The following is a 20,138-nucleotide window of genomic DNA, read 5'->3' as shown; positions in this document are numbered from 1 at the left end:
CGGGCGTTCCCCCTTTTCCGTTCGTTGTCGCCGTTTGGGCTTTATATTTGGGTTGAGTTTGTGTCGTTCAGCCGTTCTCGATCGAATGCAGCGTCATCATCGCTTTGGCTACCGTCTGTTCTTCGTGCGAAATCGCGATTTCCAAACGGCAGATCCGGCGGCCGACTTCCAGAACGATCGGCATGACCGATACGGCATCTTCAATCTGGACAGGGCGGATAAAATACGTGCTCATATTGTCTACGACATAATCGTTGCCGCTGTGATCCTTGGCCATACGCAGCGCGGCCTGAATCATGACCGAAATCATGATCCCTTCCGAGATCGTGCCGAGGTCCGTCGCCATCTGCGGCGTAATGAATCCATGGAAAAAGAGTCGGCCGTCAGCGTCCCGCTCCTCCGCAAATCCGTTCCAGATCAGATGGTCGAACGTCTCGCCGAGGCTGCTCTGCTCGCGCGCATCGCGCATGGCCTGAAGCACTTCCCGCCGCGTCAATACCCCGGCCAGCTTGCGGTTGCGGTCGACGACCGGCAGAAAATCGATGCCTTCCCAGGTCATGATCTGCGCTGCCGAAGCCAGGGAGGTCAGCATGCCTGCCGTTACCGGACTGCGTACCATCGCCCGTTCGATCGTATGTCCCGTTTCTACGCTCTCGATGTCTTTTCGGCTCACGATACCGAGAACCCGGTTCCATTCGTCGGTCACGGGGAAGCTGTTCTCGCCGGTCCGCTCCGCCACGCGCCGGAAATCTTCCGCCGTACTGGTCGCTTTCAGCGAATACGGTTTGGATTTCAGACCCACCAAATCTTCCACCAGCATAATCTTCTTTTTGATCAGACGGTCAAAGATCGCCCGGTTGATCATCGAGGCGACCGTAAACGTATCGTGCCGCGAAGAGATGATCGGCAGACCGAGACGGTCGGCCAGGCTTTTGACTTCGCGGCTCGTTCCGAATCCGCCGGTAATCAGGACGCCCGCCCCGTGCTCGATGGCAAGCGAATGCGCATTTTCCCGGTTGCCGACGATCAATAGGCTTCCCATATCGATATAACGGGCCATTGCATCCACTTTCATAGCGCCGATCACGTATTTGTTCAGCGTGATGGACAGCCCTTCGACACCGCCCAGCACATGCCCTTCCACAATATCGACCACATCCGCAAAGGTCAGCTGGTCCGTGATATTGCGCGGTTTTTTCTCGACGCGAACGGTGCCGATCCGTTCTTTGGTAATCACGATGCCGAGCGTTTCCGCTTCTTTGACGGCCCGATAGGCAGTCCCTTCGCTGACTCCCATTTCTTTGGCCAGCTTACGGACCGAGATCTTGGTGCCGACCTTGAGCTGCTCGATATGCTGCAGCAGTTGTTCGTGTTTCGTCACGGTTTGCTCATGCCCTTCCAACTGTTGTACTCCTCTCCAGAAATCTGTATTAGACTGTACCTATATTATAGCACAAATATCGGTATTGGAAATCAGTCCGACTTGAGCGGAGCGACAACAAAAAGCCCCGATTCCCAAAAAGGAAACCGGAGCCCGGTCTTGGCCGGTCCAAGCGGCGAAACCGTTGATTCAGCCTTGGCCGTACATGTTGGCCAAGCTGTCGGAAATAATCTTGTTCACGTCCTGGATGATGACGCTCAGACGCTGCTCGGCATCAAAAAGGCGACGGATGTTCAAATTCAGGCTAAGCACTTCGAACAGCTTCTCCATTTGTTCCATCTCTTCCTGGGGAGGCATATCGCCGCTCATGATCCGCTGCTGGATCGTCATCTGCCGGGTACGGAAATCGTCGAGCATGCGTTTGCTCTCGGCATCGGCTTCGATCAGTTTCAGCGCCGAAGTGATATCCTGCACTTCCGGGCTTTCTTGAAGCGATTTTGCAAGATCGTGCGCTTTATCGTAAATGTTCGTCATTTCGTTTCGTCTCCTCTGGATGTTCGATTTGTGGATCTGCGTGCTGCAATTCGTTTAAGCGGATGGAGCGTTATCGTACAGTTCGAGCAGCTGCCCGAATTTCGTGATCTTCACATCCGCGTCTTCCAGCTCTTTGTTGGCTCCGAAATCGGCATAGGCGCAGCCGATCACACCCAGGCCGTTTCCGCGGCCTGCCTGAACGTCCGACGAACGGTCTCCGACCATCCAGGCGCTCCGGACATTGTGCGCGTTCAGCAGCATTTCGACCAGCAGCACTTTGGTCGCCGTCTGATACTCGCCCGCGCTGTACTGCGATTCGAACAGCGACGCGATTCCCAGTGCGTCGGACACGCCTTTTACGTAGCCTTCCAGGCCGTTGCTGGCCACGAACAGGCGCACGCCGCGTTCCCGCAGCTGCTCCAGCGTTTCTTTGACATCCGGGTAAAGCAGCGCCTCTCCGCCTTTGAGCACTTCCAACTGCAGATCGAGCAGCAGATCGTTGGCCCGGCTGCGTACGTTCTCGTCGGCATCGGGAATCACAATCTTCCAGATTTCTTCGAGCAGCATTCCCAGACTCCCGAGAATCAGACGCTCCGGCGGCGTTTCTCCCGTGTAGAGCCCTTCGGCCCGCAGAATATCGAACATTTGATGATAGGCCGGCAGCAGTGCCGTTTCCGTCTGGAACAGCGTGCCGTCCATATCAAAAATCATCGCTTCCGGTTTGTACAGACGCATTTCGTTTCGCATGGTTACCTTCCATCCTCCCCCAAAAACGAGACGGGGCGATCAATCGTCGCCCCGGCCGTTTTCTTCTTCGTCTTCTTCGCCCCGCTCCGCTTCTTTGTGCGGTTTGTGGATATTGACCCGGGTAATGCGCAGCCGCTCGGCCTCGGCGACTTCGAACGTGATGCCTCCGAATTCGACCGTCTGTCCCGGCAGCGGATTGCCTTCAAGCTCCTTAAACATCCAGCCGCCGATCGAATCGACCTCTTCGTCATCGATCTCGGCACCCGTCAGATCGTTTACGTCTTCGATCAGCAGCCGGCCGTCCACTGAGATCAGATCGCCGATCATTTCGATTTCGGGACGTTCGTTCTCGAATTCGTCATACAGGTCGCCTACGATTTCTTCCAGGATTTCTTCCGCCGTCAGCAGACCTGCGGTTCCGCCGTATTCGTCCACGACGAGCGTCAGCTGCGCTCTTTTTTGCTGCATCAATCGAAGCACATGGCTGATTTCCATCGACTCGGGCACGTTCAGGATCGGCCGGACCAGCTTGCGCAAGTTCGGTTCCGTTCCCTGCGGCCAGAGCAGAATATCGGTGATATGTACGAAACCGATAATCCGGTCTTTGTCTTCGATCGCTACCGGATACCGCGAATGCCGCGTTTCCGTAATGATCTTCAGGTTTTCTTTTAGCGGAAGATTGACGTACAGGCAGTCCATGTCCGTTCGCGGAAGCATAACCTCGCGCGCCAGCATATCCGAAAAATCAAAAATATTGTCCATTAATTTGACTTCTTCCAGATCGATTGCGCCGCTTTTGGCGCTCTGGTTCATCAGGATCCGGATTTCTTCTTCCGAATGGGCCGCATCCGCTTCGCCTGCCGGCCGAATGCCGAACAATCTCAGAAAAGCATTCGCGGCATGATTGAGCAGCCAGATGACCGGCAGGAATACGTAATAGAATACCAGCAGCGGTCCGGCCAGCACAAGCGAGGTCCCTTCGGACTTTTGGATCGCGAGCGATTTGGGCGCAAGCTCTCCGAGTACGATATGCAAAAAGGTGATGATCGCAAAACCGATGGCGACGGATACGCCCGAAATCAGCCCGGGATCCGTGAAGCCCATCTGATACATCAGCGGTTCGACCAACAGTTCCGAAACGGCCGGCTCGCCGAGCCAGCCCAGTCCGAGCGACGTCAAGGTGATGCCGAGTTGGGTCGCGGACAGGTAAGCATCAAGCCGCCCGGCTACTTTGAGTGCATAGGGAGCCAGCCGGTTCCCTTCGCTGTTAAGCTGCGTCAGCCGGGAATGGCGAACTTTGACGAGCGCAAATTCCGCGGCGACGAACACACCGTTCAAGAGAACCAGAAGCAGGACCAAAAATAAATTAATCGCCAAGGTTCCCAGTTCTATCTCGTGGCCCAATGAAATCTCCTCTTTTCTTCAGCGCAGTCTTTCCGCGATCCCGATACGCGCCGGAACGCCGAAACCCGCGGCCGGCTCAATCCATGATCGCACGGCGCGATTTGAAATCGATTCCTTTGTAGTACATGTCGGCCACCAACAGATTCGGTCCGCAGCAGGCTGCCGCATCGCAGTGGCAGTCCACGGTCCGGTTCAACGGATGATTGGTCGTCCATTCTTCGAAGATCGAGTCCAGGCTGTCTTGGTACACGCTCCCGAACGAAGGGATAGCCGCAAAGTCGGTCACGAATACGTCGCCGGTGAACATGTTCACATTGACGCGGCTGCGGCCGTCGGGATCGTTGCGAACCGTCACGTTCTTCGCACTGCGAAGTCTGCGCAGCAGTTCGCGTTCTTCGTCCGTGCTGCCGCAGGCAAAAAAGGGCAGCGTGCCAAACAGCATCCAGACGTCTTCATTGCGATGGTCGAGCAGATCGTGGATCGCCAGGCGCATCTCGTCGAGCGACAGTACAGGCAGATTAGCGGCAAAAGCCGACGGGTACATCGGGTGCACCTCGTGACGGCGGCAGCCCATTTCCAGAATCGTCTCGTGCATCTGCGGCAGATGGTTATGCGTGCGGAAATTGATCATCGTTTCCGCCGAAATCAGCATGCCCGATTTGCTGAGACTTTTGGCATTGTCGATCATCCGATTGTACATTTTCTCGGCCGCCGCAAAAGGAACGGGATGACCGCTGTTGGCAAAGCCCGTCTGATGAAAATGCTCCGGGCCCGTATAGTTGAACGAAATATGCATGACGTCCAGATAAGGAAGCAGCTTCTCGTAGCGCTCCAGATCCAGCGTCAGATTGGAATTGATCTGCGAACGGATCCCGCGCTCTCGCGCGTATCGCAGAAGCGGCACGATGACATTGTCGACGGTCTGGCGGCGGAAAGAAGGCTCTCCGCCCGTAATGCTGATCGTCTCCAAATGCTCCACTTCGTCCAGTCGACGAAGCATCAGATCGAGCGGAATCATATCCGGCTCGTTCAATACGAGCGTATCGCCTACCGCGCAGTGTTCGCAGCGCATGTTGCACAGATTGGTTACCGTCATTTCCACACTCGTCAGACGGTGCCGTCCGTGTTTGCGCAGCGAGCGAATCGGGTCCCACGGATCGTAGCTTGGGGATAAATCGGGAAGCCGGGGAACACCGTTGTTGATTACTGTCATGTTGACCACCTTTATGATTAAGAACTTCCTTGGAATCGCCGGCAGCTGCCGGAACGGCTTTCAAGGATATAACCCGTTTCTTTCTTGTTATTAACCGTATCCCCGCATTTTGCGCGGAATCGCGGAATTTATTTGTCCGCGATCTGCTCGACCATGACCGACAGATGGTGCGAAAGATCGATTTCGTAAGGCTGCACGGTGGCGCCTTCTTCATCTTCGATCACGCGAACGATCGGCCGATTCGGCGTTTTGGGAGGTACCGAGGTCACCACGCCCGTCTCGCCCGTGCTGAGCTTGACGGTCAATCCGACGGGGTACAGCGCCACCTTGTCGCGGAACACTTCAAGCTTGCGCTGGTCGTATTGGATACAGGAGCCTCCGTAGAGAATGTCTACCGCCTGATGGGGCAGCATCCCCTTGCGATAGACCCGATTGGTCGTCATGGCATCGTAGGAGTCCGTAATGGCGATCCACTTGGCAAAATCGTGAATCTCGCCGCCTTGAATCCCTCTCGGGTACCCGCTGCCGTCCAACCGTTCATGGTGCTGAAACGCGCAGTGCGCCGCGAGCAGCGGCACAAACGGCTCGTCTTTCAAAATGGCGAAGCCGAATTCGGTATGCTTTTTCATCTCGGCATATTCCTCTTCGTTCAGCCGGCCCGGTTTGAGCAGCACTTTGGGGGAGATTTTGGTCTTGCCGATATCGTGCAGGATTGAGCCCATTCCGAGCGTAAACAAATCGTCCCGCGAATAACCCGCCGCCATGCCGAGTGTCAGCGTATACAGACAAACATTAAACGAATGGGTGTACAAATAATGATCCGTGGTATGAATATCGCCGAGCATAATCAGAACGTCTTCGCGCGAACCCAGATCGTCCAGAATTTCCTCGGTCATTTTGCGGAAACTATAGCCGAGATGAGGATAAGACATACGTCCCATCGTATCGTTCATCATCGTCCGGTAAACCGTCCGAATCTGCTTGACCGCCTGGCGGCGCGTTTCGTCGGCCACCATCTCCGGCACAACGATATCGTCCGTCACTTCGTCCCGGATATACAGCATGTCGATTCCGATCTTTTCCAACCTGCGAAGAATCGAAGCCGTAAGCTCCGCCCCTTCGGCCAATAACGTCAGACCCTCTTCATTGTAAATGCGTTTGCCCAGCTTCATGCCCGGGCGTATTTGTCCGATCGACAGCAGGCGCACAAACTTCCACTCCATTTAAGCCGTCTCGTCATCCGGACCGTGCTGCTTGGCGTTCACGTCGGCGAGGGCCGTTGATATTTTGAACCTTACAAAAGCAGGTACTGGGCACAAAGATCCTTTAGGCTTCCGTCCAACGTAGGACAAAAGCCTCTTCGACAGCGCCGGGACGACCCAGTTCCAAACGCAGCAGATCCCGCAAGAATTCGGGCAGCATGAAGCTTTTATCCGTTCCGCGGCTCAATGATTCGTAACCCGCGCCGAAAGTGAACATATCCAGCGTGCCTACACGGTACTCGCCGTCGGGCTCGATCGTTCTGTCGGACGTCCTGGCTTCGATAATTCGGGAATGCGGAGGCGCTTCCGGATCATAGCGGATCGTCAATCCATCGGCGCACAGTCCGCCCAGTCTTTCGCCCCGAAAACCGAAACCGGTCAGCTTCTTGCCCGTGTATTCCGGCAGCAGCGATTGTTCGAGACTGTGCAGAATATCGCTGCCCCGCAGCGTCACCACGCACGGATTAATCGGAGACGGACAGAGGGCATGCAGCATCCCCTCCGTGATCTCGCCCGGCGGAAGCGGACCGAGCACCTGTCCGGAATTGACCAGCGAGAACTCGCCGCCCGCAAAGTTCCGAACCGACTGGGCAAGCAAATTGCCGAGCTGCGATTCCTGCTCGTAGTCGACGGGCAGTTCGCATTCGGATACGGCCGCCACGCTTCGCAGCCGCTCCGCCGCTTCTTCGTGATGCCTCGCAATGGCATGGTCGATCGCGGCATCGGAAGGGGCGGTATCGGCGAGTTCGACCAATCCGGCTTCCCGGACGCTGCACAGACCCGAAAGAGGATCGCGTTCAATCACGATCCGGCCGATATGACGGCCGAATTTGCCGGCCGCACAGACCACAGTCCCGCCGATCACGGCCGGTTCCGGCAGGAGATGATGCGTATGTCCGCCCAGGATCAGGTCGATTCCTTCGGTCATTGCGGCAATCCGCTCGTCGGAAGCCAGCCCCAGATGGGACAGCAGTACCACAATGTCGGCCTGTCCGCGCATTTCGTTCACCCGATCCTGCAGCCCGGCGAACGGATCGGACACTTCGACTCCCAGCAGCCGGTAAAAATCCGAAAACGGAGCGGTCAGGCCAAGTATCCCGACTTTGAATCCGCCCGTTTCCACCACTGCCGTTTCATGCAGCCACTCCGGCAGCGAGCCATCTCCCATCCGCACGTTGCCGCATACGACCGGACATTTCAGCGACGCGTAAACTTCTCCGAGACGCTCCGGCGTAAAGGTCAATCCTTCATTATTTCCGATCGTTACGGCATTGTACCCGGAACGATTCAAAATGTCGACATTGGCCGCTCCCAAGCTGCCTTCCGTCTCGATTGCCATGCGATCCATGTGATCGCCGACATCGAGTGTGCATACCGGCTTGCCCTGCGCTTTTTCCGCAGCGATAAACGCGGCAATCCGGCCCATCTGCTCAAAATGGCTGTGAAGGTCGTTGGTGTGCAGCAGAATCAGCGTATCCCGCTCTTGCGTCTTTGAGACCATTGAAGCCGTCCTCCTTCGGACCCTGCATCCTATACAGCGCAAATTCCGCCTGCGCGGGCCTTTTCGCTGCGAAATCGTATTCGGTCCCTCTTTCGATCATAAAGCCTTACCCGCAAACGAACAACCACGATTCCGGGTAGGAAGCAGCGTCAAGCACGGGAAACGCCGATGCGCTTCCGCGGCCTATGCAACTATTTTAACATGCCGCCGGGTCCCCGAAAAGAATAAGCCGCTCCTTTGGAGCAAATTATCGCCGGCTTGCTTACCAACAGTAAAGAAAAAAGGATATTTTGCACTTGTATGATAAAATTGACTGGTTCATTGTGCACCATTTCTAACGCGGAGTATGCTATATTAATAGGGTCAGTATCCCAATTTACGGAAAGATTGAAGTCGCAAACAAATTGGACCTATTCTGCCGATATACGAATCAAACGATCTCTGCATCTATCTACCAGGGATCGAAGTTATCCTCTATTCTGCGCCCAATCCGCTCCCCGACCGAGTTTTTCCCGACTCGAATCGGGCGACGTGTCCGAGCGGCCAGATTGTGCCGATCTGCATACCGGAGTTCCGGAGGTTGACGAAACCGTCCGGAATCGGCATTCCCGGATCGGCTCCTCGTTTGATCGCAGTACTCGTTCGTTACAGAAAGGAGACATCGCTTTTGAAAGTTCATGTGACCGATCTCAAAACCGGTGACCGCCTGCTCGCCGATACCTTCAATCGGCACGGCGTGCATATTCTCGCCAAAGGTACCGCTCTGCATGACGCGGAAATCGCCCGGCTGGTTCAGCACAGCATCGATTATGTCGAAGTTCAGCAGATCGAGGAGGTGCCTGCTCCCTCGGCTCCTTTGAACGCCTTCCTTTTCCCGGAAATCAAATCTACGTTTGACGATGCGGTACTTATGTTCGAATCCCTTTTTCATGAATCGATGACCACAGGCAAGTTCGACAGCGAATTGGTCGAAGATATCATGCAGCCGCTGTTTAACGTGCTGGCTTCCCAAAAAGATGCCGTTGCCCTGCTTCTGCTGCTGAACCGGGACGCCAACTATACGTACGTGCACTCGATGCAGGTAGGCATGCTGTCGTATTACCTTGCTCTCTGGCTAGGGTATCCCCACGATCAGGCGTCCGCGATCTGTCAGGCCGGGTATCTGCACGATATCGGCAAATCGACGGTTCCTGGCGAGATTCTGAATAAGCCGGGCCGACTGACCAACGAAGAATACGAGATCATCAAGACACATACCGTAAACGGTTATGAGATCATCCGCAACTCGCTGGGCGATACGGTCGCGGCGACGGCGGCGCTGCAGCATCACGAACGCGGCGACGGCAGCGGCTACCCTTACGGGATCAAAGAAGACGAGATGCACCCGTGGTCGAAGATTATCGCGGTAGCCGACGTTTACAGCGCCATGACGAGCAATCGCGTGTATCAGGACAAGCAGGAGCTGATCAACGTCCTCAAAGAACTGTACGCGCTCAGCTTCGGACAATTGGCCCCGGAGCCGACCCATACTTTTATCCGCAATATGCTCCCTTATTTCATCAACAAGAAAGTTCGGCTGACGAACGGGGAATACGGCTATATCGTAATGAATCATCCGACCGACTTTTTCAGACCTCTGATCCGGGTCAGCGACCGCTTCATCGATCTGTCTCTGGAACAAGATCTGGATATCGCGGAAGTATTTTCGGACAACGAGACCTGAGCAGCCCTTTTGTTCGACTGAATACCAGATCGGCGAGCGTCGCGCCTCCCGGGCCTTCTCCTTATCGCAGACAAAAAAACACGTGCCGCCAAAAGCGGGTACGTGTTTTTTTGCGTTTACTTCTTCAGGACCAGTTTGGCCGTAGACAGACTGACGTCCGAGTCTTTGGAAGCGACATAGCGGTTGAGAAGCTTCTGGGACTGGATCATGGCACTCGGCGATTCCGTTCCGGTTTCTTTCCAATAGCTTTGCAGGAGCTCATACAGGTTGCCGTATTTGCCCGCTCCTTCCGCCAGGAAGAAATAAGCGATCTCGGTACCGCGCGGCTTCAAGTGGCGTTCCGCATGGCTGTTCGGATCGTACGTGCACACTTCGATATCCCCTTCGCGGTTCACGCCGCCGAAAGCGGTCATGACGGACTTGCCTTTTTCGGAGAACGCGGACAGGGTCATCTGCAAAATAACCAGAATCCGGTCGTACGGCGTGCCTTCTTCCAGCAGATCGGATACGTGCTTGGCAATGACTTCGCGCGCTTCGCGGTCTCCGCCGGCCGTAGCCACGAATTCTTTTTCCCCCACTTTGACCATGTGCTGTTCGGGCTGAGGCGTATGTTCCGAACCGGCGGCGCCACTGTCGCTCATCACGGTTATAAATTGCTCTTTTGCGATTACGGAAATGAAGCTCATTTTCTTATCTTCCTCCTTCTTTAAAAGCGTACACGCAAACGGCTCATGAACTCCTGCATCCCGAAGCGGCGGCGACCGCTGCGGCTCGGCTCCCGCCGGGCGGAAACTCGATAGGCTTCCCATGCTCAATTTGCGCACACGCCGTAAGCCAACTAATTCGAGGGCGAGCCAAGCGATTCCTGCCATCTCCGCAAATTTCAAATAAAACGTCAGCTTTTTCAGTATACCAGACGAACCGCACCTCCGGCGAGCCGCAAAACAAAACGATTGGCGTTTTAATGGAAAAACAGGGGGAATTCAAAAAAGACGAACCCGAAGGTTCGCCTTTTTCGTTGTGCCTGGCAGACGCACTCGGAATTAACCGATCGAGCCTTCCATTTCGAACTTGATGAGACGGTTCATTTCGACCGCATATTCCATCGGCAGTTCTTTGGTGAACGGCTCGATGAAGCCCATGACGATCATCTGCGTCGCTTCGTTCTCGCTGAGGCCGCGGCTCATCAGGTAGAAGAGCTGATCTTCGGATACCTTCGATACCGTCGCTTCGTGCTCCAGCATCACGTCGTCGGTCAGAATCTCGTTGTACGGGATCGTATCGGACGTGGATTGATTATCAAGAATGAGCGTATCGCACTTGATGTTCGACTTGGCGCCCTGCGCCTTGCGGCCGAAAGAAGCCAGACCTTGATACGTCACTTTGCCGCCGTGTTTACTGATCGACTTGGAAATGATGGTCGATGTCGTATCCGGAGCGAGGTGAATCATTTTCGCGCCTGCGTGCTGATGCTGGTCTTTGCCGGCAACCGCGATCGACAGAACGGAACCTTTGGCGCCGCGTCCTTTGAGAACGACAGCCGGATATTTCATGGTCAGCTTGGAGCCGATGTTGCCGTCGACCCATTCCATATTGGCATTCTCTTCCGCAACCGCACGTTTGGTTACGAGGTTGTAGATGTTCGAAGACCAGTTCTGGATCGTCGTATAACGGACGCGGGCGTCCTTTTTGACGATGATCTCAACGACCGCACTGTGCAGGGAATTCGTTCCGTAGACCGGAGCCGTACATCCTTCGACGTAGTGCACGAAGCTGCCTTCGTCCGCGATGATCAGCGTGCGTTCGAATTGGCCCATGTTTTCCGAGTTGATCCGGAAGTAAGCCTGCAGCGGAACTTCGCACTTCACGCCTTTAGGGACGTAGATGAAGCTGCCGCCGGACCATACCGCACTGTTCAATGCCGCAAACTTGTTGTCGGTCGGCGGGATGACTTTGGCGAAATGTTCTCTCAGAATTTCCGGGTGCTCTCTGAGCGCCGTATCGGTATCCATAAAGATAACGCCTTGGTCTTCGAGTTCTTTTTGAATATTATGATAGACGACTTCGGATTCATACTGCGCCGAAACGCCGGCGAGGAACTTTTGTTCCGCTTCCGGAATACCGAGCTTATCGAAAGTTTCCTTGATTTCGCTTGGCACTTCTTCCCACGTTTTGCTTTGTCCTTCGGACGCTTTGACATAGTATTGGATCTCGTCAAAGTTCAATTCGCTCAGATCGCCGCCCCATGTTGGCATCGGCATCTTTTGGAACTGTTCGAAAGCTTTCAGGCGGAAATCGAGCATCCATTCGGGTTCGTTTTTCATCTTCGAAATGGAAATGACGATTTCTTTGGTCAAGCCTTTACCGCTCTTGTAAATAGACTCGTGCTCGTCGCGGAAGCCATATTGATACTCTTCGCTGATCGGTGCTTCTTTAGCCATGTTAATGCCTCCCTTTCGTTAATGGGTTTCCCGTTCGATCCCTTTTCGCAGGGCATTCCAGCCCAGGGTTGCGCATTTGATGCGTGCCGGAAATTTATTGACGCCCGACAGGGCTTCGATGTCTTCGTATTCTTCAAACTCCACGTTTTCGCCCTTCATGAGAGAAGAAAAACGTTCGGCCAGTTCAAGGGCTTCCGGCAGCGTTCTCCCTTTTACCGCTTCCGTCATCATCGATGCGGAAGACATGCTGATGGAGCAGCCGTCGCCGGTATAGCGGGCATTTTTCACGATTCCGTCTTCCAACTGCAGCTGCAGCGAAATCTTGTCGCCGCATGTCGGATTGTTGAGGTCGATCGTCAGGCCCTCTTCTTCGAACTTGCCTTTGTTCCGCGGATTTTTGTAATGATCCATGATGACGCGTCGGTACAAATCGTCAAGTTGCATCGCCAAAATACTCCTTTGTCCGGATCAAGGCGTCGATCATTCGGTCGATGTCTTGTTCGTTATTGTACAGGTAAACACTGGCGCGTGCCGTCGAGCTGACATTCAGCCAACGCATAAGCGGCTGGCAGCAGTGGTGACCGGCACGGATCGCGACGCCGTAGGAATCGAGCACCGTTGCCACATCATGCGGGTGCACGTCGTCCAGATTGAACGTCACGATACCGACTTTGCGCTCCTGCGGACCGAAGACCTGCAGACCGTCGATCTCGTTGATTCGGCGCATCGCATACATCGCAAGTTTGTGTTCGTGTTCGGCGATATTGTCCATGCCGAGCTCGCTCAAAAAATCGATAGCGGCGCCAAGCCCCACGGCTCCGGCAATGATCGGGGTTCCGCCTTCGAATCGATAAGGAAGGTCTTTCCATGTCGATTCGTAGAGACCGACTTCATCGATCATTTCTCCGCCAAATTCCGTAGGTTCCATTTTTTCGAGCAGAGCTTTCTTGCCGTACAGGGCGCCGATGCCGGTCGGTGCGCACATTTTGTGCCCGGACAGGGCATAGAAGTCGCAGTCCAGATCCTGCATGTCGACCTTCATGTGCGGCGTGCTCTGCGCGCCGTCCACGACCATGACCGCTCCGTGCTTATGGGCGAGCGCTCCGATCTCTTTGACCGGATGGACCACGCCCATGACGTTCGAAACGTAAGCCATGGCGACGATCTTGGTTCGGTCGGTAATGACCTTGCCGGCGGCTTCGATATCGATCGTGCCGTCGGGATTCGGTTCGATATATTTCAATGTTGCGCCCGTTCTTTTGGCAAGCTGCTGCCAAGGGATCAGGTTGCTGTGGTGTTCGATCGGCGTAATGACAATCTCGTCGCCTTCTTTGACATGGGCGCCGCCGTAGGAGTCGGCCACAAGGTTCAAAGCCGTTGTCGTCCCGCGGGTGAAGATGATCTCCTCGGGACGGGCCGCGCCGATAAACTTCGCGACTTTCTCCCGGGCTCCTTCATACGCGTCGGTTGCCCGGCTGCCCAGCGTATGAACGCCGCGGTGCACATTCGAGTTGTCTTGTTCGTAATAACGGCGCACCGCGTCCAATACGGCCCGCGGCTTCTGCGAAGTCGCCGCGCTGTCGAGATAGACCAGCGGATGTCCGTTTACTTCTTGGTGGAGAATCGGGAATTGCTCCCGAACCGAGGCATTCATTACTGCCCCAGCTTTCGCTCAACGATCCGCTGCAGCCGCGTACGCAGCAGTTCCAGCGGGATTTCCGCAATGATCGGCGCCAGGAAGCCGTAGATGATAAGGCGTTCGGCATCCGTTTTGGAAATGCCGCGCGACATCAGATAATAGATCTGCTCGGGATTGACTTTGCCGACGGAAGCCGCGTGTCCGGCCATAACGTCGTCTTCGTCGATCAACAGGATCGGGTTCGCGTCTCCGCGTGCGGCCGGGCTCAGCATCAGAACTTTTTCCGTCTGTTGTCCGTTCGCTTTGGTCGCGCCGTGCTCGATCTTCGTAATGCCGTTGATGATCGCCTGCGCTTCTTCGCGCATAACCGCACGGGTGAACATGTCGCTTTCCGACGATTTGCCGAAATGGACAGCACGGGTCGTGAAGTTGAGCTTCTGGGCGCCCGAACCGATCGCGATGATCTTGGCATCGGAATGCGTACCGCGTCCGTTCAGCGTTGTCGCCGTATCGGCCACCGTGTCGCCGTCGTTCATCTCGCCGACGATCCATTCGATATCGGCATCGTTCGACAGAAGCGCGCGGCGGTAGGAAACGTCGGTCACTTCTTTGCCGAATTGATGAACCGTCGCGTATTGGACTTTGGCACCGTCCAGCGCGATGACTTCCACGGCGCCGTTATGCAGCACCTTTCCGTTCAGACCGGCGGATACATAGTTGTCCACGTAAGTCACGCGGCTGTTCGTGTCGGCCACGACCAGAATATGCGGAGCAAACGAAGCCGAAGCGTCGTCGCTCAGGAATACGGCCTGCAGCGGAACTTCAAGTTCGACATTCTTCGGCACGTACAGGAAGACGCCGCCGTTCCATGCCGCGTGATGCAGGGCCGATACCTGGTGCTCGCTTGGCTTGACAGCCGTGCCCAGGTATTTCTTGACCAACACTTCGTGTTCGCGGGCAGCCGTTTCAAGATCGGTGAAAATAACGCCTTTGGCGCTCAGCTCTTCCGACAGCGAAGTGAACACGACGCCGGAGTTATGCTGGACGATCAGGTTTTGCGTGCCTTCTTCGATCAGATCCTGCGCCGCGGCCGGGAGGGCGCTTTGCGAAGATACGGGTACGGCCGCTTTGAACGTGCCGTAGTCGCTGAGATTCCAGCGGTCAAGTTTGGTTTTCTCCGGTTTGGGCAGTTCCAGCGAAGCGGCCAGTTCGAGCGCCTGCAGACGGCGTTCGGTCAGCCATGCGGCTTCGCCGCGGGCCTCCGCCCATTCGTTGATCTGCGCGGCCTGAACCGGAAGAATGGTTTGTAAAGTCATAATCGGTGTTCCTCCTTCCGTTCGTTATGGGATTAGGCTTCTTGTTCTTGTCCGACCGTTTCGTCGGTAATGCCCAGTTCTTCCTTGATCCAGTCGTAACCGTCCTGCTCGAGGCGCGCCGCCAGTTCCGGTCCGCCGGATTTGACGATACGGCCCTGCATCATGACGTGTACGAAGTCAGGCGTAATGTAATTCAGCAGGCGCTGATAGTGGGTAATGATCAGGAAACCGCGGTCTTCGTGTTTCATTTCGTTCACGCCGTTCGCTACGATCCGCAGGGCATCGATGTCGAGACCGGAATCGATTTCGTCCAGGATGACAAGTTTCGGATCGAGCATCATCATTTGAAGAATTTCGTTGCGCTTTTTCTCGCCGCCGGAGAAACCTTCGTTCAGGTAGCGGTGGGCGAACTCCGGATTCATTTCGAGCCCTTTCATGCTGCTCTCCATTTGACGGATGAATTTGATCAACGAAATCTCGTTGCCTTCGCCGCGGCGCGCATTGATCGCGCTGCGCAGGAAGTCGGAATTCGTGACGCCGGCAATTTCGCTCGGATACTGCATGGCTAGGAACATACCGGCGAGCGCACGCTCGTCCACGCCCATATCCAGCACATCTTCGCCGTTCAGCGTAACCGTACCTTCGGTCACTTCATATTTCGGATGTCCCATCAGCGCGGAAGCCAGCGTACTTTTGCCTGTGCCGTTCGGTCCCATGATCGCATGGATTTCCCCGCCGTTCATTTCCAGATTGATGCCTTTCAGAATTTCCTTGCCTTCGATCTGAGCTTTGAGTCCTTCGATGACGAATTTAGTTGCCATGTTCAGCGTCCCTCCAGAAATATAATGGTGAATCCGTGATATCCTTTTGATCAAACACTCTAACCAAAATAATTATAACCTTGTAATGATTATAAACTGATTATCGTTGATTCTCAATTTATTTTACCCGAATTTATTTTTCAGTTCAACGAATCGCCATACATTTAAAAATTTAAGCGTGTAATCAATGAATTTTGTGCAACTATTTGTATCGGACTTTCCTGTTCAAAAAGCAAAAGCCCGGTCGTTTTCAGACCGGGCTTTCCATATAACCGGCCACAGCCGGAATTCCGTAAGTTTTGTTGTTCTCTTAGTGTCCGAGGAACGAACGCAGCATCCACATATGCTTCTCGAGATCCTGTTTCATGGCAATGAGCATATCGCTTGTCGCTTGATCGTGTGCTTCTTCGGCAAGTTCCAGGCCTTCCTGCATCTCTTCGGCTACCGTTGCGAAGTCTTCGATGATCGTTTGGACCATCGTGCGGTAATCTTCGCCGCCGGCTGCTTCTTGAATGCTGGACAATTCCAGATATTCTTTCATGGTAGCGGCAGGGCTTGCCTTGATGGTCAGCATGCGCTCGGCCACTTCGTCCATTTTCTCCGTCACTTCGTTGTAAAGTTCTTCGAACTTCACATGCAGCGTGTAGAAGTTCTCGCCTTTTACATACCAGTGGAAGTTATGGATTTTAACGTAAAGAACATTCAGGTTCGCGACCTGACGGTTCAGAATTTCCTCGAGTGTTTTGGTTTGGGCTTCCGTTTTTGTTTTATCCATGATTATCCCTCTCTCCTTCAAAATGTAATCCGCGTTTGAAATATGGAGCGCAGCGGACAAGTTGTCAAACGGGCACGGCAGCATTTTGCTCTGCCGCTTCTAGTTAGAGTTTACCCGATCGAAATTGCGGCGAAACAATAGACCCGCTTAAAGCCTCCGCAGCCGCCTTATCAAAGGCAAGTAGGCGAACATATTTTCCGGAACATCCGCTCGAACCCGCCCCCTTAAAATGGATATTCCGATTGGCCGGAAGTCCTACGGGACTAGGATTATGCCAAAAGTCATGGTAATATGAGGAGACACGGATTCCGATTTTAAGGCAAAATCCTTATCCAAATTTGAACGGGTTCAGACCGGGGGAATTATGAACAATAAGACATCGCAAGAACGTTCCGGCTTTTTATTCAACGTGGACATTCTGATCGAAGGCTCGACCAACGCCGAGACTTTGCAGGCCCTCCTGGCGCTTTTGAACACTTCGGACAAAGTCGTCGACCTTCGTATCAACTCGGGAATCGAGCTCGGCAAAGTCATCGAATCGGCGCTGGCCAGCATGAAAACGAATTACGTGGAAAAGTCCAAAGCCAATTTGTCCGCAGCCAAAGGATTTCAGGCCAAAGCCGCTGCGGCTGCCCAAACTGCGGCTGCGGCCACCGTTGCCAAAGCGCTCTCACAAGCTTCTTCCCATTTGACTCCCGACGATATTCGGGACAGTATCAGCAAGAACCGGCTGGTTCGCGTGGTCGTCAACAAACCGGGAGGCAACCGGCTCAGTATTCCCTGCCGGATTCTCAATTTCGACGAACCCGCGCAGATGCTCAGCGTCTATCACGTCGACGAAAAGCAGGTTTACAGCTTCTCCCTTAACGAAATCGACGAGTTGAGCGGACAGTAAGACCGCCTCTTCTCCCCGGGCCGGATCGCCGATCGGCCGGGTCGATGCTTTATCTTTTTATATGCCGCCGGATTCGCCTTGGTTCCGGCTTTTTCTTACCAAAAACCGGGTACCCGCCATGCGGCGGATACCCGGTTTTTGGGCTGCTTCCCTTTCCGGACCCTTTCGCCGGAAGCTTCAGTGCGAAGCGTTTTTTTGGCCCGCGGCCAAAGCAAACACGATCCAGCCGGCAATAAAAGCTGCGCCGCCAAGCGGCGTAATCGGACCGAAGATCCGCAAGCCGGTCGTGCTGAGCAGATACAGACTGCCGGAGAACATCACGATCCCGGCCAGGAACAGCCAGGCTGCCCAGGCCAGGCGCCGCGATTCGCCCCATACGCCCATGGCAACGGCCACGATCAGCATCGCCAACGCATGAATGAAGTGATATTGGATACCGGTTTGAAAAGTCTCCAACGAGCCGGCGCCGATCTTATCGCCCAGCATGTGGCTGCCGAAAGCCCCCAATCCAACGCCGATCATCGCCAGGACACAAGCGATAACCGCAATTTTCCTTTGCATGGAATCCCTCTTTTCCCTGAAGTCGGACAGACGCGGCGGTCCGGAAATCCGGAGCCCGCGCGGCTGTAAATCGACTTTCATTATAGAGGCTGCCCCTCCGAAAAACCAGAAAAAGCCGCAAACTTCACCTTTTTGCCTTCTTGGTCCGCTTGCGGCGGGTAATAGAAATGAAACCGTTTGGTCCGGCTGCCGTAATAACGGAAAGCCTGCGATTCAGGGTTGCTTTTTGCAGCAGGATATGAAAGAGTAATCACGTAAAAGCTTCCAAATAAAGGAGAGTTGCCGTATGGACAATCGTTTTCCACCTTCGGACGATCCGAACTCCCGCCCGGGCGGTCCGGATCTTCGCAAAGAACCCGAACGCAATGAATTCGGACAGCCCAATGCCGGAGATCCCTACCGCAGCGATCCGGATGGACGCAGCTACGACGAGCGGATCAATCCCCCGTTCAGTCCTTATGACGAATTTCCGCGCGACGACCGTCTTCCGGGACGGTTGAAGCATTCGGGAGTCGGTATCGCTTCGTTCGTTTTGTCTCTGGTCTCGATCGCCTTGTACGTCGTGTTTTTCGTTGCCGCGATAGGCGTCGCCTATTCGTTCAGCGAAATGGGCACGACGCTCGATCCTTACACGGCGACCGAAGAACAGCTGATGGGATTCGGCGTCGGCGCCCTGGTTCTGCTGTTGAGCATTTTGGGCGCGGCCGTTCTGAACCTGGTCGGGGTTATTCTCGGAATCGTGGGTCTGGTATCCAAAGATCGCAAAAAGGTATTCCCGGTCATCGGCACGATTCTGAACGGCCTGTGCCTGCTCGGCGGCGGCGGATTTATCGTATTTGCCACGGTGATGGGCGGAGCGGGACTGTAAGCCGTATTCCCGATTTTCCGACGGTTTGATCGTTTCGGTTTGAACAAAGGGCCGGCGCCACTCGGGCGGCGGCTCTTTGCCTGCCGAATCGATGCAGATCGTGCTATACTGTTAACGGAGCGGCTTCCCGTTTGGAAAAAGCCCTATTTTCGCTTATTTCGCCCGCCTGCTTTCAAAGCGTACGGGAGCGGTTACAAGGAGATGAATATGTCCAACATCCGAATTTTTTCCGATAGCACAAGCGACCTTCCCGCCGGGCTGCTGAAGCAGTACGGCATCGAGATCGTTCCGCTGTACGTCGTATTCGAAGATCAGACCTACCGGGACGGCATCGATCTGACACCGGCCCGGCTGTTCGATAAAGTCGCCCGGCAGGGCAAGCTTCCCAAGTCCGCGGCTCCTTCGCCGGCCGATTTCAGCCGGGCTTTCGCCCCCCATCTGGATAACGGGGAGCGTATTTTGTACATCGGCCTCTCGTCCGAACTGTCGTCCACTTATCAAAACGCGCTTATCGCTTCCGAAGATTTCGAACCCGGCCGTGTCACCGTCTTCGATTCGCTCAATCTCTCCACCGCGATCGGACTGCTCGTTCTGCGGGCGGCCCGCGCGGCCGAATCCGGGATGGCCGTTCCGGAAATCGTACATATGCTGGAACGCGAACGTCCGCTGGTGGAGACCGAATTTGCGATCGATACGCTGGAATACCTGCACAAAGGCGGCCGCTGTTCGGGGATGCAGAATCTGATCGGCAGTCTGTTGAGTATTCGTCCGATCATCAAGGTTATCGACGGCACGATGGCGCCGGCCTACAAGGTTCGCGGCAAGCGCGAAAAAGCGCTTGATAAAATGCTGCAAAACCTGCTGGCCAACAAAGAAAAGCTGGACGGTCCCGTCGTCGTCGTGCATGCGGACGCCGAAGAAGACGCTCTTCGTCTGCGCGACACCATCCTTCGGGAAACGGGCGCGGAAGAAGTGCTGCTCTGCACCGCCGGTTGTGTCATTTCGACTCACTGCGGACCGGGAACGGTCGGCTTGATGTACGCCAAAACCCAATAAT

The 20,138-nt window shown here is 54.9% G+C and carries 19 protein-coding genes; 4 read left to right on the top strand and 15 right to left on the bottom strand.

All coding sequences use genetic code 11. The annotated features are described in order from the left end of the window. Nucleotides 1-67: 67 nt before the first annotated feature. The 7 genes from HOP44_RS08320 to HOP44_RS08290 form a co-directional block, all read right to left on the bottom strand. A complete protein-coding gene (locus HOP44_RS08320) occupies nucleotides 68-1,402 on the bottom strand; it encodes a DRTGG domain-containing protein (protein ID WP_172252331.1) in 1,335 nt (444 codons plus the stop codon). A 168-nt stretch (nucleotides 1,403-1,570) separates the two neighbouring features. Further along, nucleotides 1,571-1,915: a YlbF/YmcA family competence regulator gene (locus HOP44_RS08315; protein WP_172252329.1), complete on the bottom strand. Its 345-nt coding sequence runs from the start codon at nucleotides 1,913-1,915 to the stop codon at nucleotides 1,571-1,573. Between the two features lie 54 nt (nucleotides 1,916-1,969). Then, a complete protein-coding gene (locus HOP44_RS08310) occupies nucleotides 1,970-2,662 on the bottom strand; it encodes an HAD family hydrolase (protein ID WP_172252328.1) in 693 nt (230 codons plus the stop codon). Between the two features lie 39 nt (nucleotides 2,663-2,701). Further along, nucleotides 2,702-4,066: a hemolysin family protein gene (locus HOP44_RS08305; RefSeq protein WP_172252326.1), complete on the bottom strand. Its 1,365-nt coding sequence runs from the start codon at nucleotides 4,064-4,066 to the stop codon at nucleotides 2,702-2,704. A 76-nt stretch (nucleotides 4,067-4,142) separates the two neighbouring features. After that, nucleotides 4,143-5,279, bottom strand: a complete 1,137-nt coding sequence (gene yfkAB / locus HOP44_RS08300) for a radical SAM/CxCxxxxC motif protein YfkAB (RefSeq protein WP_172252324.1) — start codon at nucleotides 5,277-5,279, stop codon at nucleotides 4,143-4,145. Between the two features lie 128 nt (nucleotides 5,280-5,407). After that, nucleotides 5,408-6,502 (bottom strand): HD-GYP domain-containing protein, encoded by a 1,095-nt coding sequence (locus HOP44_RS08295; RefSeq protein WP_172252322.1) that lies wholly within the window; start codon nucleotides 6,500-6,502, stop codon nucleotides 5,408-5,410. A gap of 103 nt (nucleotides 6,503-6,605) precedes the next feature. Beyond that, complete coding sequence (locus tag HOP44_RS08290; protein WP_172252320.1) at nucleotides 6,606-8,042, bottom strand: bifunctional metallophosphatase/5'-nucleotidase; 1,437 nt, start codon at nucleotides 8,040-8,042, stop codon at nucleotides 6,606-6,608. Nucleotides 8,043-8,709: 667 nt separating this feature from the next. Here HOP44_RS08290 and HOP44_RS08285 point away from each other — a divergent pair. Beyond that, complete coding sequence (locus HOP44_RS08285; RefSeq protein ID WP_172252318.1) at nucleotides 8,710-9,765, top strand: HD-GYP domain-containing protein; 1,056 nt, start codon at nucleotides 8,710-8,712, stop codon at nucleotides 9,763-9,765. A gap of 116 nt (nucleotides 9,766-9,881) precedes the next feature. Here the strand turns inward: HOP44_RS08285 and HOP44_RS08280 are convergent, their stop codons facing one another. From HOP44_RS08280 to HOP44_RS08250, 7 genes are all read right to left on the bottom strand, one after another. Next, nucleotides 9,882-10,451: a hypothetical protein gene (locus tag HOP44_RS08280; protein WP_172252316.1), complete on the bottom strand. Its 570-nt coding sequence runs from the start codon at nucleotides 10,449-10,451 to the stop codon at nucleotides 9,882-9,884. 357 nt (nucleotides 10,452-10,808) lie between these two features. Further along, nucleotides 10,809-12,206: a Fe-S cluster assembly protein SufB gene (sufB, locus tag HOP44_RS08275; RefSeq protein WP_172252314.1), complete on the bottom strand. Its 1,398-nt coding sequence runs from the start codon at nucleotides 12,204-12,206 to the stop codon at nucleotides 10,809-10,811. Nucleotides 12,207-12,224: 18 nt separating this feature from the next. Continuing rightward, nucleotides 12,225-12,650: a Fe-S cluster assembly sulfur transfer protein SufU gene (gene sufU, locus HOP44_RS08270; RefSeq protein WP_172252312.1), complete on the bottom strand. Its 426-nt coding sequence runs from the start codon at nucleotides 12,648-12,650 to the stop codon at nucleotides 12,225-12,227. Next, nucleotides 12,640-13,860, bottom strand: coding sequence for a cysteine desulfurase (locus HOP44_RS08265; RefSeq protein WP_172252310.1), 1,221 nt, complete (start codon nucleotides 13,858-13,860; stop codon nucleotides 12,640-12,642). The genes sufU and HOP44_RS08265 overlap by 11 nt, the downstream gene beginning before the upstream one ends. After that, the gene (gene sufD / locus HOP44_RS08260) at nucleotides 13,860-15,161 is read right to left on the bottom strand and encodes a Fe-S cluster assembly protein SufD (RefSeq protein WP_172252308.1); all 1,302 of its coding nucleotides are present in this window, start codon (nucleotides 15,159-15,161) and stop codon (nucleotides 13,860-13,862) included. The genes HOP44_RS08265 and sufD overlap by 1 nt, the downstream gene beginning before the upstream one ends. A gap of 32 nt (nucleotides 15,162-15,193) precedes the next feature. After that, complete coding sequence (sufC, locus tag HOP44_RS08255; protein WP_172195525.1) at nucleotides 15,194-15,982, bottom strand: Fe-S cluster assembly ATPase SufC; 789 nt, start codon at nucleotides 15,980-15,982, stop codon at nucleotides 15,194-15,196. A 310-nt stretch (nucleotides 15,983-16,292) separates the two neighbouring features. Continuing rightward, complete coding sequence (locus HOP44_RS08250) at nucleotides 16,293-16,757, bottom strand: Dps family protein (RefSeq protein ID WP_172252306.1); 465 nt, start codon at nucleotides 16,755-16,757, stop codon at nucleotides 16,293-16,295. A gap of 364 nt (nucleotides 16,758-17,121) precedes the next feature. Here HOP44_RS08250 and HOP44_RS08245 point away from each other — a divergent pair, with 364 nt between their 5' ends. Continuing rightward, nucleotides 17,122-17,652, top strand: coding sequence for a hypothetical protein (locus HOP44_RS08245; RefSeq protein WP_172252304.1), 531 nt, complete (start codon nucleotides 17,122-17,124; stop codon nucleotides 17,650-17,652). 177 nt (nucleotides 17,653-17,829) lie between these two features. On the opposite strand, the gene HOP44_RS08240 is transcribed toward HOP44_RS08245, so the two are convergent. Next, nucleotides 17,830-18,213 (bottom strand): DUF423 domain-containing protein, encoded by a 384-nt coding sequence (locus HOP44_RS08240; protein ID WP_172252302.1) that lies wholly within the window; start codon nucleotides 18,211-18,213, stop codon nucleotides 17,830-17,832. Between the two features lie 286 nt (nucleotides 18,214-18,499). On the opposite strand from HOP44_RS08240, the gene HOP44_RS08235 reads away from it, so the two are divergent. Then, nucleotides 18,500-19,081: a hypothetical protein gene (locus tag HOP44_RS08235; protein WP_172252300.1), complete on the top strand. Its 582-nt coding sequence runs from the start codon at nucleotides 18,500-18,502 to the stop codon at nucleotides 19,079-19,081. Nucleotides 19,082-19,288: 207 nt separating this feature from the next. Continuing rightward, nucleotides 19,289-20,137: a DegV family protein gene (locus tag HOP44_RS08230; protein ID WP_172252298.1), complete on the top strand. Its 849-nt coding sequence runs from the start codon at nucleotides 19,289-19,291 to the stop codon at nucleotides 20,135-20,137. The last annotated feature ends 1 nt before the right edge of the window (nucleotide 20,138 follow it).

The organism is Saccharibacillus deserti (assembly GCF_013618475.1).
Classification (GTDB): Bacteria; Bacillota; Bacilli; order Paenibacillales; family Paenibacillaceae; genus Saccharibacillus; species Saccharibacillus deserti.
The sequence above is the reverse complement of the archived record's forward strand: the minus strand, read 5'-3'. Positions and strand labels throughout refer to the sequence as shown.

Bases quoted from the DNA above. Each gene is read 5' to 3' on its own strand.
- HOP44_RS08315 (WP_172252329.1), bottom strand. From the start codon at position 1,915: ATGACGAACATTTACGATAAAGCGCACGATCTTGCAAAATCGCTTCAA.
- HOP44_RS08310 (WP_172252328.1), bottom strand. From the start codon at position 2,662: ATGCGAAACGAAATGCGTCTGTACAAACCGGAAGCGATGATTTTTGAT.
- yfkAB (WP_172252324.1), bottom strand. From the start codon at position 5,279: ATGACAGTAATCAACAACGGTGTTCCCCGGCTTCCCGATTTATCCCCA.
- HOP44_RS08295 (WP_172252322.1), bottom strand. From the start codon at position 6,502: ATGGAGTGGAAGTTTGTGCGCCTGCTGTCGATCGGACAAATACGCCCG.
- HOP44_RS08290 (WP_172252320.1), bottom strand. From the start codon at position 8,042: ATGGTCTCAAAGACGCAAGAGCGGGATACGCTGATTCTGCTGCACACC.
- HOP44_RS08280 (WP_172252316.1), bottom strand. From the start codon at position 10,451: ATGAGCTTCATTTCCGTAATCGCAAAAGAGCAATTTATAACCGTGATG.
- sufB (WP_172252314.1), bottom strand. From the start codon at position 12,206: ATGGCTAAAGAAGCACCGATCAGCGAAGAGTATCAATATGGCTTCCGC.
- sufU (WP_172252312.1), bottom strand. From the start codon at position 12,650: ATGCAACTTGACGATTTGTACCGACGCGTCATCATGGATCATTACAAA.
- HOP44_RS08265 (WP_172252310.1), bottom strand. From the start codon at position 13,860: ATGAATGCCTCGGTTCGGGAGCAATTCCCGATTCTCCACCAAGAAGTA.
- sufD (WP_172252308.1), bottom strand. From the start codon at position 15,161: ATGACTTTACAAACCATTCTTCCGGTTCAGGCCGCGCAGATCAACGAA.
- sufC (WP_172195525.1), bottom strand. From the start codon at position 15,982: ATGGCAACTAAATTCGTCATCGAAGGACTCAAAGCTCAGATCGAAGGC.
- HOP44_RS08250 (WP_172252306.1), bottom strand. From the start codon at position 16,757: ATGGATAAAACAAAAACGGAAGCCCAAACCAAAACACTCGAGGAAATT.
- HOP44_RS08245 (WP_172252304.1), top strand. From the start codon at position 17,122: ATGAACAATAAGACATCGCAAGAACGTTCCGGCTTTTTATTCAACGTG.
- HOP44_RS08240 (WP_172252302.1), bottom strand. From the start codon at position 18,213: ATGCAAAGGAAAATTGCGGTTATCGCTTGTGTCCTGGCGATGATCGGC.
- HOP44_RS08235 (WP_172252300.1), top strand. From the start codon at position 18,500: ATGGACAATCGTTTTCCACCTTCGGACGATCCGAACTCCCGCCCGGGC.
- HOP44_RS08230 (WP_172252298.1), top strand. From the start codon at position 19,289: ATGTCCAACATCCGAATTTTTTCCGATAGCACAAGCGACCTTCCCGCC.